Genomic DNA, 15,630 nt, shown 5'->3' on the forward strand with positions numbered 1-15,630 from the left:
TGGACTGCCGAGGGTTCACGGGCGCGGCAGCCTCCGGTGCAGGGGGTTCGTGGAGGTCGGCGCCGCGGCACGGCGGCCCGGCGGGGTGGCGACGACGTCGGGTTCGTGCGCGGTGCGCGCGGTGCGGTCGAGGAGTGCCATCTCGGGGGAGTTGAGGTGGCCCAGCCGAGGTGCGGACACCCGCCGAGGAGCGTCGGCGGCACACCGGTCGCAGGTGACGCGCAGGGGCACGGTCGCCATGGCATGTGTCTGCTCGAACGGCCCGCACTGCGGGCAACGGAACTCGTACAGCGGCACGGTCGACCCCTCTCGCGGACGCGCTGTGGCCCGCATGCGCGACGCACGTTGGGGCGTCGCCGCAGTCCGGTCACGCTCGGTTGCGGGTCACGCTAGCGGCGTTCGCCGAAGTCGGCAGCGCGAGCGCGGACTTCGTGCGAAGACGGTGCGACTTCGCCGGTTGCGAAGTCGGCACGAGGGTGATTGCCCTCACAATCGGCAGCCGGTTCACGTGAACGGAGCTCGGAGTGGGTGTCCCGGGGTCGCCCGGCAGACGTGCCGTCGGTCACGACTCCGCCGCGCCCTCAGCCTGCAGATTTGCTACTTGACGGTAACTTCAAGCGCCGCGGATTCGCTCCCGGATTCGCCATATGTGTTTGCAAAGTTAACAACGCGGTTTGAAAACCTAGCCAAGGTTGGCATTTGCAACAGGTAGACGGCAGTTTTTGGGTGTGTCACTCTCGATACGTACACAGGAAGGGCCTGGCAAGGATGCGAAGCCGTACGGACGTACTGGACGAGCAGCCCCCGAAGGGCCGTAGAGAGAGTGGAGTCTTGATGTCGACCACCGGCACCCCGAAGACCGCAGCCGAGATCCAGAAGGATTGGGACACCAACCCGCGCTGGAAGGGAATCACCCGCAACTACACCGCCGAGCAGGTTGTCAAGCTGCAGGGCACCGTCGTCGAGGAAGCCACCCTCGCCCGCCGCGGTTCGGAGATCCTGTGGGACCTCGTGAACAACGAGGACTACATCAACTCCCTCGGCGCCCTCACCGGCAACCAGGCCGTGCAGCAGGTGCGCGCCGGCCTGAAGGCCATCTACCTCTCCGGCTGGCAGGTCGCCGGTGACGCGAACCTCTCGGGCCACACCTACCCGGACCAGAGCCTCTACCCGGCCAACTCGGTGCCGCAGGTCGTGCGCCGCATCAACAACGCGCTGCTGCGCGCCGACGAGATCGCCAAGGTCGAGGGTGACACCTCGGTCGACAACTGGCTCGCCCCGATCGTCGCGGACGGCGAGGCCGGCTTCGGTGGCGCGCTCAACGTCTACGAGCTGCAGAAGGCCATGATCGCGGCCGGCGTCGCCGGCTCGCACTGGGAGGACCAGCTCGCGTCGGAGAAGAAGTGCGGCCACCTCGGTGGCAAGGTGCTCATCCCGACCCAGCAGCACATCCGCACCCTGACCTCGGCTCGCCTCGCGGCCGACGTCGCCGACGTCCCGACGGTCGTCATCGCCCGCACCGACGCCGAGGCCGCCACGCTGCTGACCTCCGACGTCGACGAGCGTGACCGGGAGTTCCTGGACGGCACCCGCACCGCCGAGGGCTTCTACGGCGTCAAGAACGGCATCGAGCCCTGCATCGCCCGCGCCAAGGCCTACGCCCCGTACTCCGACCTCATCTGGATGGAGACCGGTGTCCCGGACCTCGAGGTCGCCAAGAAGTTCGCCGAGTCCGTCCGCAGCGAGTTCCCGGACCAGCTGCTGGCGTACAACTGCTCCCCGTCCTTCAACTGGAAGGCGCACCTGGACGACGCGACCATCGCGAAGTTCCAGAAGGAGCTCGGCGCGATGGGCTTCAAGTTCCAGTTCATCACCCTGGCCGGCTTCCACTCGCTCAACTACGGCATGTTCGACCTGGCGCACGGCTACGCCCGCGAGGGCATGACCGCCTTCGTCGACCTGCAGGAGCGCGAGTTCAAGGCCGCCGAGGAGCGTGGCTTCACCGCCATCAAGCACCAGCGTGAGGTCGGCGCCGGCTACTTCGACAGCATCGCCACCACGGTTGACCCGAACACCTCCACGGCTGCCCTCAAGGGCTCCACCGAGGAGGGCCAGTTCCACTAGGAACTGACCGGTTCCCTCTCTCGGGAACCTCCTGTGTCACCGCGACGGCGCTTCCCCGGCGCCATCGCAACGGTTGACCGACTCACCGTCCACCCCGCCGCGGGGCCCACAGCCCGGGCCCCGCGGCGGGGCTGGACATCCCCCGGACCACCGACAGTCTTCTGCATGACGATGACGATCCACCACACGATGAGGAGCTGACGTGACCAGCGAAAAGATTCAGCGCGTCGGCGTGATCGGCGCCGGACAGATGGGCGCCGGAATCGCCGAGGTGTGTGCCCGCGCACATGTCGACGTCCTGGTGTACGAGCAGACCCGCGAGCTCGCGGCCGCCGGACGCGCGCGCATTCTGCGCTCGCTCGACCGCGGTGTGAGCAGTGGGAAGATCACCGAGCGTGAGCGGGAGCAGGCCGCATGGCGGCTGCGCTTCACCTCCGATCTCGGTGACTTCGCCGACCGGCAGCTCGTCGTGGAGGCCGTCGTCGAGGACGAGAAGGTGAAGAGCGCGATCTTCACCGAGCTCGACGAGATCGTCACCGACCCGAACGCGGTTCTCGCCTCCAACACCTCCTCCATCCCGATCATGAAGCTCGGCATCACCACCAGCCGGCCCGAGCGCGTCATCGGCATGCACTTCTTCAACCCGGTCCCGGTGCTCCCGCTCGTCGAGCTGGTGACCACCCTCAAGACCAGCGCCGCGGTCACCGAGCGGGCCGAAGAGTTCGCGAGCGAGATCCTCGGCAAGCAGGTCGTGCGCTCTGCCGACCGCTCCGGCTTCGTCGTCAACGCACTGCTGGTGCCGTATCTGCTCTCCGCCATCCGCATGGTCGAGTCCGGATTCGCCACCAAGGAGGACATCGACAAGGCCACCGTCCTGGGCCTGGCGCATCCGATGGGACCGCTGGCGTTGACCGACCTGGTCGGTCTCGACACCGTCAAGTCGATCGCAGATTCGATGTACGAGGAGTTCAAGGAGCCCCTGTACTCGGCTCCTCCGCTGCTGCTGCGCATGGTCGAGGCCGGCCTGGTCGGCAAGAAGGTCGGCCGCGGCTTCTACGAATACGGCGAGAACGGGCGCGTCGCCAAGAAGGCCAGCTAGGCACAGCGCAAGCCAGCAGTCAGCACCTTCGGCGCCCGTGCGTGATTCTCACCCCACCCGGGGTACACATCGCGCACGGGCGCGAATCGCATCACGGAAGGGTCGACACGAATGTCAAGCAGCGCAGCTACTTACGGTTCCAGCGTCCTGGGCTACCCCCGGATCGGCCCCCGGCGTGAACTCAAGCGCGCACTGGAGGCCTACTGGCACGGCCAGGGCACCCAGGCCGAGCTGGTCGCGGTCGGACGCGAACTCCAGGAGCAGACCTGGAGCGAACTGGCCGCCACCGGTCTGACACAGGTCCCCGGAAACACCTTCTCCTACTACGATCACGTCCTCGACAACGCCCTGCTGTTCGGTGCGGTCCCCGCCCGGTTCGCGCCACTGCAGGGCGAGCTCGACGAGCTGGACTTCTACTTCACCATGGCCCGCGGACGGCCCGACTTCCCGCCGCTGGAAATGGTGCGCTACATCGACAGCAACTACTACTACCGCCAGCCCGAGCTCGACGAGAAGACCGTCTTCTCGCTGCATGCCGAGGCGCTGATGGACGAGTTCGAGCGGGCCAAGGAGCGCGGCATCGAGCTGCGCCCGGTGGTGCTCGGCCCGGTGTCACTGCTCCTGCTGTCGAAGGTGGGACCCGGTGCCGCCGAGGGCTTCTCGACCCTCGAACTGCTGGATTCCCTGCTGCCGCAGTACGAGGCGCTGTTCGAGCTGCTCGCGAAGGCCGGCGCGACGTGCATCCAGCTCGACGAGCCGATGTTCACCCAGGACCGCACCGCCACCGAACTGGCCGCCCTCGAGCGCGCGTACGCGGCGCTCGGACACGCGCCGCTCCGGCCGCGGATCCTGGTCACCGGCCCGTACGGCAACCTCGGGGAGGCGCTGCCGATCCTCGCAGGCACCCAGATCGAGGCCATCGGCCTGGACCTGGTGTACGGCAGGATGTCCGCCGACGAGCTCGCGGCGATCCCCGGCCTCAAGCGCAAGCGCCTCTACGCGGGCGTGGTCAACGGCCGGAATGTCTGGCGCGCAGACAATTTCGTCACCCTGACCTACCTGTCGCAGCTCAAGGACGTCATCCCGGACCTGGTGGTCTCGACGTCCTGCTCGCTGATGCACGTGCCCTACGACGTGCTCGCCGAGTGGGACATCGACGGTGCGGTCGCGGACCGGTTGGCGTTCGCCAAGCAGAAGGTCGGCGAAGTGGTCTCGCTGGCGAAGGCGCTGACCGAGGGGCCGTCCGAGCGGTGGCGCAAGAAGCCGACGTCGGTGCACTTCAAGCAGAAGCACGAGGTCCGGTCGCGGGTCAACGCCATCAGGCCCGAGCACCGGGTGCGTGCGCCGTACGAGGAGCGCCGGGCCGCGCAGCAGGCGCGGCTGAACCTGCCACTGGTGCCTGCCACCACGCTGGGCTCGTTCCCCCAGACCGGCGAGGTCCGGAAGGTGCGGTACGACCTGGGTGAGGGGCGAGTCGAGTACCCGGACTACGTCAAGCGCATCCAGGAAGAGATCGAGCGCACCATCCGGTTGCAGGAGGACATCGGCCTCGACGTCCTCGTGCACGGTGAGCACGAGCGCAACGACATGATCCAGTACTTCGCCGAGCTGATGGACGGATTCGCCTTCACGCACAACGGCTGGGTGCAGGCATACGGGTCGCGGTGCGTGCGTCCGCCGATCCTGTACGGGGACGTCCGGCGCCGCGGGCCGATGACGGTGGAGTGGATCGGCTACGCGCAGTCGCTGACCGATCGTCCGGTCAAGGGCATGCTCACCGGCCCGGTGACGATGCTGGCCCGGTCGTTCGTCCGGCAGGATCAGCCGCTGCACGAGACCGCCGACCAGTTGGCGCTGGCGATCCGGGACGAGGTCGCCGACCTCGAGGCCGCGGGGATCGCGATCATCCAGGTCGACGAGCCCGCGATCCGCGAACTGCTGCCGCTGCGCGCCGGTGGTCGCGCCGAGTACCTGGGCTGGGCGGTCGATGCGTTCAAGCTGGCCACCGGTGGCGCGAAGCCGGAGACCCAGATCCACACGCACCTGACCTACACCAGCCGCGCCGAGGTGGTGGACGCGATCGAACGCATGGACTGCGACGTCACGGCGATCGTGGCCACCCGCTCGATCGGCTGGGTGCTCGACGCGATCAAGGAACGCAAGCTGACCCACGGTGTGGGACCCGGTGTGTACGAGTCCCGTTCGGCCCGCATCCCCGACATCGACGAACTCGACGAGTTGCTCACCGAGGCGGCCGAGTCGGTGGATCTGGACCGGCTGTGGGCGAATCCGGACGGCGGCCTCAAGACCCGCCACTACTGGCAGCTGGAGCCGTCGCTGCGGAACCTGGTCGCCGCCGCTCGCCGGTTGCGTCGCCGCGCCGCCGCGGAGGGCTGAGCCCGGCGAAAGTCGTGCGTTCCATCCGCGGCCCGTGAGTGGTCGCGGCCGCGGAGGGAACGCGTCGAGGGGCCCGGACTGCACCGTCGTCCGGGATGAAAAGGCCCCGAACCGATTCCGGTTCGGGGCCTTTTCGTGTCTGCGTGCGGATCAGGAGCCGGCGCTGCCGCTGGAGGACCCGGTTGCGCCATCCGGTCCGCCCGGGAGGTTCGTGCCGTCGGATCCGGTGCCGTGGATCGAGACGGTCACCTGCGCGCCCGGATCGGCCTGGACCGTGACGACACGGGCGCCCGGGGCGGAGGTGATCCGCCCGCCGTCCGCTGTGGCGACGTAGCCGTCCGGATAGTGCAGGTCCGAGACGTAGATCTCGGTCGGCTTCGCCGACACCCGCGCGGTGTAGGTGTAGCGGAAGTCGCCACCGTCGGGGTTGAACGCCAGCGAGCCGGGGGTGCCCGCAGTGGCCCGGGGATAGGTGCGGACCAGTTGACGACCAACCTCGCCGAGGAATGGATCCGTGCCGCTGTCCGCGTCGAAGTGCCAGTACTGCCAGCCGATGAAGCGTTCGTCGGCGCGCTGGAGGGTGTTGCCCAGCACCGTCGGGTCACCGTCACCGAACTCGGTGACCACGGTCGGGACGCCGGCACGCTCGGTGATCGCGTCGATGTTGCGCCAGGTGTTGTCCTGCGTGACGGTGCACAGCGCCCTCAGGTCCTCGGGCAACCCGAGGTAGATCGCGAGCTGGCTGGGGATGCAGTAGTCGTGGGGCGCGAAGACGATGTTCGGGTCGGTGAGCGCCGGCGTCTTCGGTGGATTCGCGAGGTTCGAGGGCATCAGCTGATTCCAGGTGACATTCGGTTCCCAGAACACCGGCAGCGTCGGGCTCACCACTCGGACAGCGTCGGTGAGCCGCTGCATCGCTGCCTGGTACGTGCGGTCGAAGTCAGGGCAGCCGTTCGGGAAGCACGTGAGGAAGGGCGATCCGGGCCACGGTTCGTTCATCAACTCGATGCCGAGGACGCCGGGCTTGCCGTCCACCTCCGCGGCGAGTGCGGCCAGAGCGGTGCCGAGGTGATCGAGCGCGCCGTGGGTGTTGTTCCACACCTCGTCCCACCCCCTGTTCATGCTCGGCATCAGGTTGTAGAGCGGGAACCCGGGATTCGGCTCGTTGGCGCCGGGGCGCGCCTCGATGGCCCAGGCGGGAAAGCCGTTGCCGCCCCAGATCTTCGAAAGTCCGTCCTGATGGTTGTCGAGCAGGACCTGGATGCCGCGCGAGGTGAGGGTGTCGACGACGGTGGACAGCCGGTCGAGGTATGCGGTGTCGATCTGCCCGCGTTCGGGCATCAGGGCCTCGAACGACGTCCCGAGCCGGACGGTGTTGAATCCGTGCCGGGCGAGCAGATCCGCGTCCGCGGGAGTGAGTACCTCGCCGGCCGAGAGGTACGGGGCCTTCTTGTCGACGGTGTTCACCCCGTGCAGCAGGACGGTGCGGTCGAACTCGTCGACGAAGTGTCGGCCGTCGACACGGACCGATCCCGCCGCTGTCGGGGTCTCGTCGGCGACGGCGACGGCGGGGACGGCCATCAGCGCCCCGACGGTCGCGACCATGGCCACCAGTGACTGCACGCGCATCGCGGAACTCCTCCGGATCGAGTGTGTTGGACAATTGTCCAAATTCACGCGATGTTAGCCAGATTCGCGCCCCGCCGTGTCCGGAACGCCGGAAACTGGCTGTCCGCGGGAGCCGCCCGCCGTTGCACAGGTTCGGGCGACGGGGATAGACATATGCGCATGCTCACTGTTTCCGCCTACGCCGCGACCGCCGCCGACTCCCCGCTCGAGAAGACCACCATCGAACGCCGCGACCTCGGCCCGCTCGACGTCCTGATCGAGATCAAGTACGCGGGCATCTGCCACTCCGACATTCACACCGCACGCAATGAGTGGGGCGGTACCCGATACCCGGTCGTCCCCGGACACGAGATCACCGGCATCGTCACCGAGGTCGGCTCCGAGGTGACCCGGCACCAGGTCGGCGACCGCGTCGGCGTCGGCTGCTTCGTCGACTCCTGCGGCACCTGCGCGCCGTGCGCGGCGGGCGAGGAGCAGTACTGCGCCAACCGGGTCACCGCCACCTACAACTCCGTCGGCAGTGACGGGCAGGTCACCCAGGGTGGCTACTCGACTCACATCGTCGTCACCGAGCGGTTCGTGGTGTCGATCCCGGACGGGCTGGCCCTCGACGTCGCCGCGCCGCTGCTGTGCGCGGGCATCACCCTCTTCTCGCCGCTCCGGCACTGGAATGCCGGCCCTGGCAAGAAGGTCGCGATCGTGGGTATGGGCGGCCTCGGGCATGTCGGGGTCAAGATCGCGCACGCGATGGGTGCCGAGGTAACTGTGCTGAGCCAGTCGCTGTCCAAGCAGGAGGATGGACTGAAGTTCGGCGCCGACCACTACCGGGCGACCGCGGATCCCGCGGTGTTCAAGGAATTGCGCAGCACGTTCGACCTCATTCTCAACACCGTCTCGGTCAACCTCGACCTCGACGCCTACCTCGGCATGCTCGCGCTCGACGGCACGCTCGTCCTGCTGGGGCTGCCGGAGAAGCCGATCTCGGTGCGCGCCTTCTCGCTCGCAGGCAACCGTCGCAGCCTGGCTGGCTCCAACGTCGGAGGGATCCGGGAGACGCAGGAGATGCTCGACTTCTGCGCCGAGCACGGCATCGCCGCCGAGATCGAGCTCATCACGGCCGACCGGATCAACGAGGCGTACGACCGCGTCCTGCGCAGCGACGTCCGTTACCGCTTCGTCATCGACGCCGCCACGTTCTAGCCGCCGCGGCGCCCGTGAGTTGCTGCGGCGCCCTCGCGGTCCGGCGGGGTTCGCGGGCGGCGTGGCCCCATCGCCCGGAGAGGGCCATACTCGGTGACGTACGTCACAGTTCATGGAGGGTCGGGGCGATGGGAACGCAACTTCACGGGCACCGGGTGGCGGTCCTCGCCGCCGACGGGGTCGAGCAGGACGAACTCGTCGAGCCACGGCGGGCGGTCGAGGCGGTGGGCGGCCGGACCGAGCTGCTGTCGATCGCGCCGGGGGAGATCCAGGCGTACCGGGCCGACGTGATGCTCGGGGAGAGATTCGCGGTGGACTTGCTGGTCGGTCGCGCCGACGTCGACGACTACGACGCGCTGATCCTGCCCGGCGGCACCCTCGGCCCGGACCGGTTGCGCACCGACGACCACGCGGTCGCGTTCGTGCGGCACTTCATGCACGTCGGCAAGCCGGTTGCCGCGATCGGGCACGGGCCGTGGATGCTGGTCGAATCCGGTTCCGTCGTCGGCCGGACACTCACCAGCTGGCCGAGCCTGCGCACCGACATCATCAACGCCGGCGGCACCCACGTGAACGAGAAGGTCGTCGTCGACCGGAATCTGGTGACCAGCCGCGGCCTGCTGGACCTGGGGTGCTTCTGCAACGCGCTGGTCGGCAAGTTCACCCAGCAGCCCGAGGCGATCGGCCGGTTCTGAACCCGGCGGGACCGATCCGATCGGGCACTGTCGCGTTCGGCGTGCCGGGCGTAGCGTCGATCACAACAGCCGATCCTCGTGACGAGGAGGAGTGAACGATGAAGTTGCATCTTTTCGCCGAATGGGTCGGCTACGCGCTCGGACTCATCGCCGTCATCAGCCTCGCGATGGCCGTCGTCGCGGCGGCATCGGGATTCACCGGGTGGGCGGTGGTCGCCGCCGTGGTCTTCATGGTTTCCATCGCGGCCGGGCTCGGCCTGGTCGGCGGCACCGTGCACCACGACCACAGGCAACGCCGCCACGCGCCGCGGTTCCCGTTGCCGGGCGGCACCGCGTGGCCGGTCAAGGAGTGACAGGCATTCAGGCGGACGTCCCCGGATTCACTGCTCGGATTCACCAGCTCTCCAACTGGGAAGGAATGGTCCGATGAGTCTGAACATCGTCGCGGGCTGGGTGGGGTTCGCCTGCGGGCTGCTGGCCATCGTCGGGATGGCCCTGTTCCTCGTCGCCGCCGGCAGCGGGCACACGGGGTGGGCCGCCGTCGCGGGCGCGCTGTTCCTGTCTGCGATAGTCACGGCGGTCGGCGTCGTCGGTGGGACGGTTCACCACGACCACAAGCTGGGACTGGACGTTCCGCACTTCCCCTGACATCCGTACCCGGCGGGTCAGGCCTCGGCCAGTCGCCGCTTCTCGGTCGCGACGTCGAAATCGGCGGGCGGCCAGTCGAGGTCGAGGCGCTCGAGCGCGTCGATCAGCAACTCGGTCACGGCGAGGCGGCTGTACCACTTTCGGTCGCAGGGCACGACGTGCCACGGCGCGTGATCGGTGGACGTGCGGTCCAGCATCGCCTGGTAGGCCTGCTGATACTGCGGCCAGTACCCGCGTTCGGTGACGTCGCCCGGGTTGTACTTCCAGTACTTGTCCGGCCGCTCCAGTCGCTCGGTCAGTCGTGCCTTCTGCTCGTCGAGCGAGACGAACATCGCGACCTTCACCAGCGTGGTGCCGGACTCGACGAGGTCCTGCTCGAACGTGTTGATCTCGTCGTACCGCGACTCCCATTCGTTCGGCGGCACCAGGTCGTGCACCCGCACGACGAGCACGTCCTCGTAGTGCGAGCGGTCGAAGACACCGAGTTGTCCCTTGCGGGGCAGTGCCTTTCGGATTCGCCACAGGTAGTGGTGCCGCATCTCCTCCGGGGTTGGCACCCCGAACGAGGCGTGGTCGACGCCCTGCGGGTCGACGTGGCCGATCACGTGCCGGACCACCCCGCCCTTGCCCGCGGTGTCCATGCCCTGCAGGATCAGCAGCACCGACCGGTTCTCGTCGCCGGTGCGGGCGTTGGCGAACAGCTTTTCCTGTAGGTCGGACAGGACGGCGCCGCGTTCCTCGAGGAGTTTCTCGCCCAACGCCTTGTCGCCCTCGAATCCGGGGGTGCCGTTCGTGTCCAGTTCGTCGACCCGGGTGCGGTCGGTGACGCGCAGCGCCTCCACCGCGGATGTCCGCCAGCCCTCGCTCGTGCCCATGGCCGTGACTCTGCCACGTGCGAACCGCGGCCGTGGGGATCTACAACGCCTCGGGTGCGCCGGGGAGGAGGGGGTGCGGAGCGGACTTGAAGCGCGCGGGCGACCCGGCCACGGCGGCGATCCCGGTGACTCCGCCCCACGTCATCATGGCGAGGTAGTCGATCAGGTCCTCCGCGGTCATCGACCGGTTCGAGATCCACCAGTGGGTGGCCAGCTGGACAGCACCGACGATTCCGTACGCCCACGGCACCGCGCCGCCCGAATCCATCTCCATCTGCCGCAGCTTCAGGCCCAGCACTGCGGCGAGGGCCTCCGCGATCATCCGCTCCGACTCCGCGACGACGTCTCGGTTGGCCCCGGAGCTGTTGGCCATCACGTAGAGGTAGACCTCGGTGTCCTCGGCGACGGTTTCCACGTACGCGGTGATCGCGACCCGGACCAGTTCGTACTCGTCCATGTCGGCACCGATTGCCGCGTACATGCGCGGCGCGAGGACCGTCTCGACCCAGCGGGTCATGGTCGCGCTGGTGAGGTCGTTCTTGTCGTTGAAGTACCGATAGAGAACGGTCTTGGAGACCCCGATCTGCGAGGCGATCTCGTCCATCCCCACCTCGCGACCGCGGGCGCGGATAGCGGAGAGGGTGCCGTCCACCAACTCCTCGCGGCGCGCGATCTTGTGCTCGCGCCACCGGCGCTTGCGGCCGTCGGACTTCTCGGCCTTCGCGTCGGGTGCGGAGTCGGAAACCACGGGGGAGTCGAGGTCGGGCGCTGTCTTCTTCGACACTGGTGTTTGCCACATCCGTTCAGATCGATCTTCGGCTCAGTTTACGGCGGACGCACCGGGCGGAGCTGGTCCTCCCCGGTGACTCGCCGAATTTCGGCACAATTGGCGAGGTGATGCAGTTGCTGAGCGTCGACGACGCCGCCAAGCGGCGCGATCTTCGGCGGATGAAGGCGGTCGCGACGGGGTTCCTCCTGTTCGCCACCGTGGTGTACCTCTTCTGCCGCTGGCAGGAGACTCGGGGTGCGGGTGAGTGGGTCGGCTACGTGCGGGCCGCTTCCGAGGCCGGCATGGTCGGCGCGCTCGCCGACTGGTTCGCCGTGACCGCACTGTTCCGGCATCCGCTGGGGCTGCCGATCCCGCACACCGCCATCATCAAGAAGAAGAAGGACCAGCTGGGGTCCAGTCTCGGCAGCTTCGTCGGGGACAACTTCCTCGCACCGGACGTGGTGTCGCAGAAGGTGCATGCCGCGCAGGTGCCGCTGCGCCTCGGGACCTGGCTGGCCGAGCCCGCCCACGCCGAACGGGTGGCGGCCGAGACCGCGACGCTGCTGCGCGGGTTCGTCGGTGTGCTCCGCGACGAGGACGTCCAGCAGATCATCGACAACACCATCGTGCGGCGCATCGCCGAACCGGCGTGGGGGCCGCCGATCGGCAAGGTGCTCGCCGAGCTGCTCGCCGAGAACCGGCAACTGCCGCTACTGGACATGCTCGCCGAGCGCGCCCACCAGTGGGCGCTGGCCAGTCAGCCGACGATCGACCGGATCATCGACCGGGACAGCCCGTCGTGGTCGCCGAAGTTCGTCGACCTGATGCTTGGCGAGAAGATCCACAAGGAACTCGTCGAGTTCACCTGGAAGGTCCGGTCGAATCCGGACCACGAGGTCCGGCTGGCCGTCAACCGGTTCCTGATCGACTTTGCGCAGGATCTGCAGCACGATCCCGCGACCATGGCCAAGGCCGAGAAGGTCAAGGCCGAGCTGATGGGCCGCAAGGAGGTCACCGGCGCCGCCGAGGCGGCGTGGAAGGTGGCCAAGCGGATGATCCTCGAGTCCGCCGACGACCCGAACAGCGCACTGCGGGCGAAGACCAGGGACACGGTGATCCGGCTGGGGGAGCGACTCCGGGACGAGCCGGAACTGCGTGGGAAGGTGGACGGCTGGCTCGACACCGCCGCGCGGTACGTCAGTGCGAACTACACCAAGGAGATCACCGCGATCATCACGGACACGGTCGCCCGGTGGGACGCCGAGGAGGCCAGCCGCAAGATCGAACTGCAGGTCGGCCGGGACCTGCAGTTCATCCGGATCAACGGCACGGTGGTCGGCGCCCTCGCGGGTCTGGCGATCTACGCGGTGTCGCAGCTGCTCTTCACGTGATCGTGAACACCTGCTAGCACGAGTGCTTGCAGGAGTTAGCACCCTCCCGTACCGTGGATGACGCACACAGGGACAGGGAGCGGAACATGACCGACGAAACCCGGTCGGCCGGCGACAGTGCCGGCGACGTTGCGGCCCGGGTGGTCAGCTCCGCGGCACAGGACATCGGCAGCTTCATCAGGTCGCAACGTGAAGCAGCGCAGGTCTCGCTGCGCCAGCTGTCGCAGTTGGCGGGAGTCAGCAATCCGTATCTGAGCCAGATCGAGCGCGGGCTGCGCAAGCCGTCCGGTGAGGTCCTCGGCCAGATCGCGAAGGGCCTCCGGATGTCCGCGGAGGTGCTGTACATGCGGGCTGGACTACTCGAGCAACGCCCAGCCAGTCCGGTACGGGAGGCGCTGCTGTCCGACGTCTCCATCACGGAGCGTCAGAAGCAGGTGCTCCTCGAAATCTACGAGTCGTTCCGGCGTGAGAACACGCCGCGAACCGAATCCCAGCCCGATGAACAGGAGAACGAAGATGACTGATCTCAAGGGTCTCGACAACGTGATAACCCCGCTCTACGCCGCGGTCGGTGCCGGCGACGTCGTCGTCCAGGCGGTTGCCGACGTCGTCGCCCAGGTCCGCGAGCGGGCCGCCACCGCCGGCGACGACCTCACCGTCGACGCGGCGCGCGAGCGGTTCGACAAGTTCGCAGGCGATCTGACCGAGGGGGTCGAGTCGCTGCGTGAGCGGCTCGCCGGCCTGCCCTCCGAGCTGCCCGAGGAGCTCGCCGAGCTGCGCGAGAAGTTCACCCCGGAGGAACTGCGCAAGGTCGCCGAGGCGTACCTGAAGGTGGCCTCGGACATCTACACGTCCCTCGCCGAGCGTGGTGAGGAGACGGTGGAGCGCCTGCGCAAGCAGCCCGCCGTCGAGGAGGGCCTCGAGCGTGCCGAGTCGGTGCTCGAGGACGCCGCGACGCTGACCGAGGAGGCGCTCGGGACCGTGGCCCGGCAGACGCGGGCCGTCGGCGAGCAGGCCGCCAAGCTCGCGGGCCGTGCGGCCGAGCGGATCAGCGACGTCGCCGACGAGGTCTCCGACGCGGTCGCCGACGCCGGGGAGCAGGTTGCCAGCCGGTTCGTCGGTGCGGGTGAGAAGGCCGAGGCGACCACCGAGGCGGCTGCCGACAAGGTGGCGGCCGCAGGACCCAAGACGGCCGCGAAGCCTGCGCCCGCGAAGCCGACCGCGGCCAAGGCGAGCCCGGCGAAGGCGCCCGCGAAGAAGGCGCCCGCGAAGCCGACCGCCGCCAAGGCGAGCCCGGCGAAGGCACCCGCCAAGAAGGCTGCCCCGAAGTCGACCGGCGCCTAGTCCTCGACCACACCCGAGCGGATCGGCCCCCACGCAGCGCGCTGCGTGGGGGCCGGCGCCGATAGGATGGAACCGTGACCACGGCCTACAACCTGACCACGCTGATCATGATTGCGCTGCGACTGCTCGCGCTGGGCGCCGGCGCCTTTGCGCTGTTCCACGCCATACGCCAGCGCACCGACGCGTTCACCGCGGTGGACAAGCTCAGCAAGCCGATCTGGGTCGGCATCCTCGCGGTCGCGATGCTGGTGGTGTTCCTGTTCGGCGTGGTGTCGCTGTTCGGCCTGGTCGCGGTGGTCGCGATCTGCGTGTACCTGGTCGACGTGCGGCCGCGGGTGGACGAGATCCAGCGCGGTCCCCGCTGGTGAAAACTGCGTGAGAATTTAAGTCACAGATACCCGTTGACAACGGGTATCTCGGCGACGCATGGTTGTGGTGATCGTCGGTGTGCCTGGTGTGCGCCGACTACCGGCACCTGAACCGACCGCAGGCACTCGACGAGGAGCGTCGCCATGTCGATCGTCCACGAACGCCCGTCCCGCACGACCCGGGTGGGGAACCGCCAGGAGACCGCGTCCCGGCTGCTCGCGTCCGCGGCGCGCAAGTCCTACGACCCGCTCGTCGAGGTCGACTGGGAAGCGCCGGTTCCCGAGGACCTGTACGGCATGACCCCCGAGTGGTGCAGCCTGTACGGCACCGACCTGTGGGACTCGATGACCGAGCAGCAGAGGATCACGCTCACCAAGCACGAGGCCGCCAGCATCTCCGGCACCGGCATCTGGTTCGAGATGATCCTGATGCAGATGCTGCTCCGCGACGTCTACACGCACGACCCGGCGACGCCGCACTTCCAGTTCGCGCTCACGGAGATCGCCGACGAATGCCGGCACTCGACGATGTTCGCGAAGTCGGCGACCCGCTTCGGTATCCCGTCCTACCAACCGCGACCGTGGATCCGGCAGTCCGCCCGCCTGTTCAAGGCCACCGCGACCGGGTCGCTCGCCTACGGCGGCACCCTGTTCGCCGAGGAGATCCTCGACATGATGCAGCGTGACTTCATGAAGGACGAGCGCGTGCAGCCGATCACCCGGACGGTGAGCAGGATTCACGTCCTCGAGGAGGCTCGGCACATCAGGTTCGCGCGCGAGGAGGCCGTCCGCCGCGTCGCGAACGTCTCCCGATTCACCCGCGCCCGGATCCGCCTCGCGCTCGGCGTCACCGCCTACTTCGTGGTCACCAGCCTGGTGAACCCCAAGGTGTACGAGGCCGCCGGACTCGATCCGAAGCAGGCGCGGGCCGCGGCCAAGGCGAACACGCACTACCACGACAAGATCCGCACGGGCAGCGCGAAGACGATCGAGTTCCTCGACGGCATCGGGTTGATCGGCGGCCCGTCGACCGCGCTGCTCCGTCGCGCCCACATCATGTGAGTTCCGCGACCGGCGGTGTCGTAGAAGAT

Annotated in this window: 16 protein-coding genes; 12 read left to right on the top strand and 4 right to left on the bottom strand. The window is 68.3% G+C overall.

Going from position 1 to position 15,630, the window contains the following annotated elements; translation table 11 throughout:
- Positions 1 to 15 precede the first annotated feature (15 nt).
- Positions 16 to 333: an FmdB family zinc ribbon protein gene (locus ACWDUM_RS22990; RefSeq protein WP_450135766.1), complete on the bottom strand. Its 318-nt coding sequence runs from the start codon at positions 331 to 333 to the stop codon at positions 16 to 18.
- Between the two features lie 501 nt (positions 334 to 834).
- Between ACWDUM_RS22990 and aceA the strand changes: the two genes are divergently transcribed.
- The 3 genes from aceA to metE all read left to right on the top strand — a co-directional run bounded on the left by aceA (position 835) and on the right by metE (position 5,620).
- Entirely contained in the window at positions 835 to 2,124 is a 1,290-nt protein-coding gene (aceA, locus tag ACWDUM_RS22995) for an isocitrate lyase (protein WP_450117038.1), read from the top strand.
- Between the two features lie 202 nt (positions 2,125 to 2,326).
- Entirely contained in the window at positions 2,327 to 3,223 is an 897-nt protein-coding gene (locus ACWDUM_RS23000; protein ID WP_450117039.1) for a 3-hydroxybutyryl-CoA dehydrogenase, read from the top strand.
- A gap of 111 nt (positions 3,224 to 3,334) precedes the next feature.
- The gene (gene metE / locus ACWDUM_RS23005) at positions 3,335 to 5,620 is read left to right on the top strand and encodes a 5-methyltetrahydropteroyltriglutamate--homocysteine S-methyltransferase (RefSeq protein WP_450135767.1); all 2,286 of its coding nucleotides are present in this window, start codon (positions 3,335 to 3,337) and stop codon (positions 5,618 to 5,620) included.
- A 150-nt stretch (positions 5,621 to 5,770) separates the two neighbouring features.
- Here the strand turns inward: metE and ACWDUM_RS23010 are convergent, their stop codons facing one another.
- Positions 5,771 to 7,249 (bottom strand): endoglycoceramidase I, encoded by a 1,479-nt coding sequence (locus tag ACWDUM_RS23010; protein WP_450135768.1) that lies wholly within the window; start codon positions 7,247 to 7,249, stop codon positions 5,771 to 5,773.
- Positions 7,250 to 7,408: 159 nt separating this feature from the next.
- On the opposite strand from ACWDUM_RS23010, the gene ACWDUM_RS23015 reads away from it, so the two are divergent.
- From ACWDUM_RS23015 to ACWDUM_RS23030, 4 genes are all read left to right on the top strand, one after another.
- Positions 7,409 to 8,449: an NAD(P)-dependent alcohol dehydrogenase gene (locus ACWDUM_RS23015; RefSeq protein WP_450135769.1), complete on the top strand. Its 1,041-nt coding sequence runs from the start codon at positions 7,409 to 7,411 to the stop codon at positions 8,447 to 8,449.
- A gap of 128 nt (positions 8,450 to 8,577) precedes the next feature.
- Positions 8,578 to 9,144, top strand: a complete 567-nt coding sequence (locus ACWDUM_RS23020) for a type 1 glutamine amidotransferase domain-containing protein (RefSeq protein WP_450117043.1) — start codon at positions 8,578 to 8,580, stop codon at positions 9,142 to 9,144.
- 98 nt (positions 9,145 to 9,242) lie between these two features.
- Positions 9,243 to 9,497 carry a hypothetical protein gene (locus ACWDUM_RS23025; protein ID WP_450117044.1) on the top strand — a complete coding sequence of 85 codons (255 nt, stop codon included), beginning with the start codon at positions 9,243 to 9,245 and terminating at the stop codon, positions 9,495 to 9,497.
- Between the two features lie 73 nt (positions 9,498 to 9,570).
- The gene (locus ACWDUM_RS23030; RefSeq protein WP_450117045.1) at positions 9,571 to 9,792 is read left to right on the top strand and encodes a hypothetical protein; all 222 of its coding nucleotides are present in this window, start codon (positions 9,571 to 9,573) and stop codon (positions 9,790 to 9,792) included.
- Between the two features lie 17 nt (positions 9,793 to 9,809).
- On the opposite strand, the gene ACWDUM_RS23035 is transcribed toward ACWDUM_RS23030, so the two are convergent.
- On the bottom strand, positions 9,810 to 10,667 hold the full coding sequence (locus tag ACWDUM_RS23035; RefSeq protein ID WP_450135770.1) for a polyphosphate kinase 2 family protein: 858 nt from the start codon (positions 10,665 to 10,667) through the stop codon (positions 9,810 to 9,812).
- A gap of 40 nt (positions 10,668 to 10,707) precedes the next feature.
- Complete coding sequence (locus ACWDUM_RS23040) at positions 10,708 to 11,451, bottom strand: TetR/AcrR family transcriptional regulator (RefSeq protein WP_450117047.1); 744 nt, start codon at positions 11,449 to 11,451, stop codon at positions 10,708 to 10,710.
- Positions 11,452 to 11,564: 113 nt separating this feature from the next.
- On the opposite strand from ACWDUM_RS23040, the gene ACWDUM_RS23045 reads away from it, so the two are divergent.
- The 5 genes from ACWDUM_RS23045 (at position 11,565) to ACWDUM_RS23065 (ending at position 15,601) form a co-directional block, all read left to right on the top strand.
- The gene (locus ACWDUM_RS23045) at positions 11,565 to 12,827 is read left to right on the top strand and encodes a DUF445 domain-containing protein (RefSeq protein WP_450117050.1); all 1,263 of its coding nucleotides are present in this window, start codon (positions 11,565 to 11,567) and stop codon (positions 12,825 to 12,827) included.
- Between the two features lie 86 nt (positions 12,828 to 12,913).
- Positions 12,914 to 13,351, top strand: coding sequence for a helix-turn-helix domain-containing protein (locus ACWDUM_RS23050; RefSeq protein WP_450117048.1), 438 nt, complete (start codon positions 12,914 to 12,916; stop codon positions 13,349 to 13,351).
- A complete protein-coding gene (locus ACWDUM_RS23055; protein WP_450135771.1) occupies positions 13,344 to 14,171 on the top strand; it encodes a heparin-binding hemagglutinin in 828 nt (275 codons plus the stop codon). The genes ACWDUM_RS23050 and ACWDUM_RS23055 overlap by 8 nt, the downstream gene beginning before the upstream one ends.
- 74 nt (positions 14,172 to 14,245) lie before the next feature.
- Positions 14,246 to 14,539, top strand: coding sequence for a DUF2516 family protein (locus ACWDUM_RS23060; RefSeq protein ID WP_450116601.1), 294 nt, complete (start codon positions 14,246 to 14,248; stop codon positions 14,537 to 14,539).
- A 144-nt stretch (positions 14,540 to 14,683) separates the two neighbouring features.
- The gene (locus ACWDUM_RS23065; protein ID WP_450135772.1) at positions 14,684 to 15,601 is read left to right on the top strand and encodes an AurF N-oxygenase family protein; all 918 of its coding nucleotides are present in this window, start codon (positions 14,684 to 14,686) and stop codon (positions 15,599 to 15,601) included.
- The last annotated feature ends 29 nt before the right edge of the window (positions 15,602 to 15,630 follow it).

Source organism: Rhodococcus sp. NPDC003322 (genome assembly GCF_053589555.1).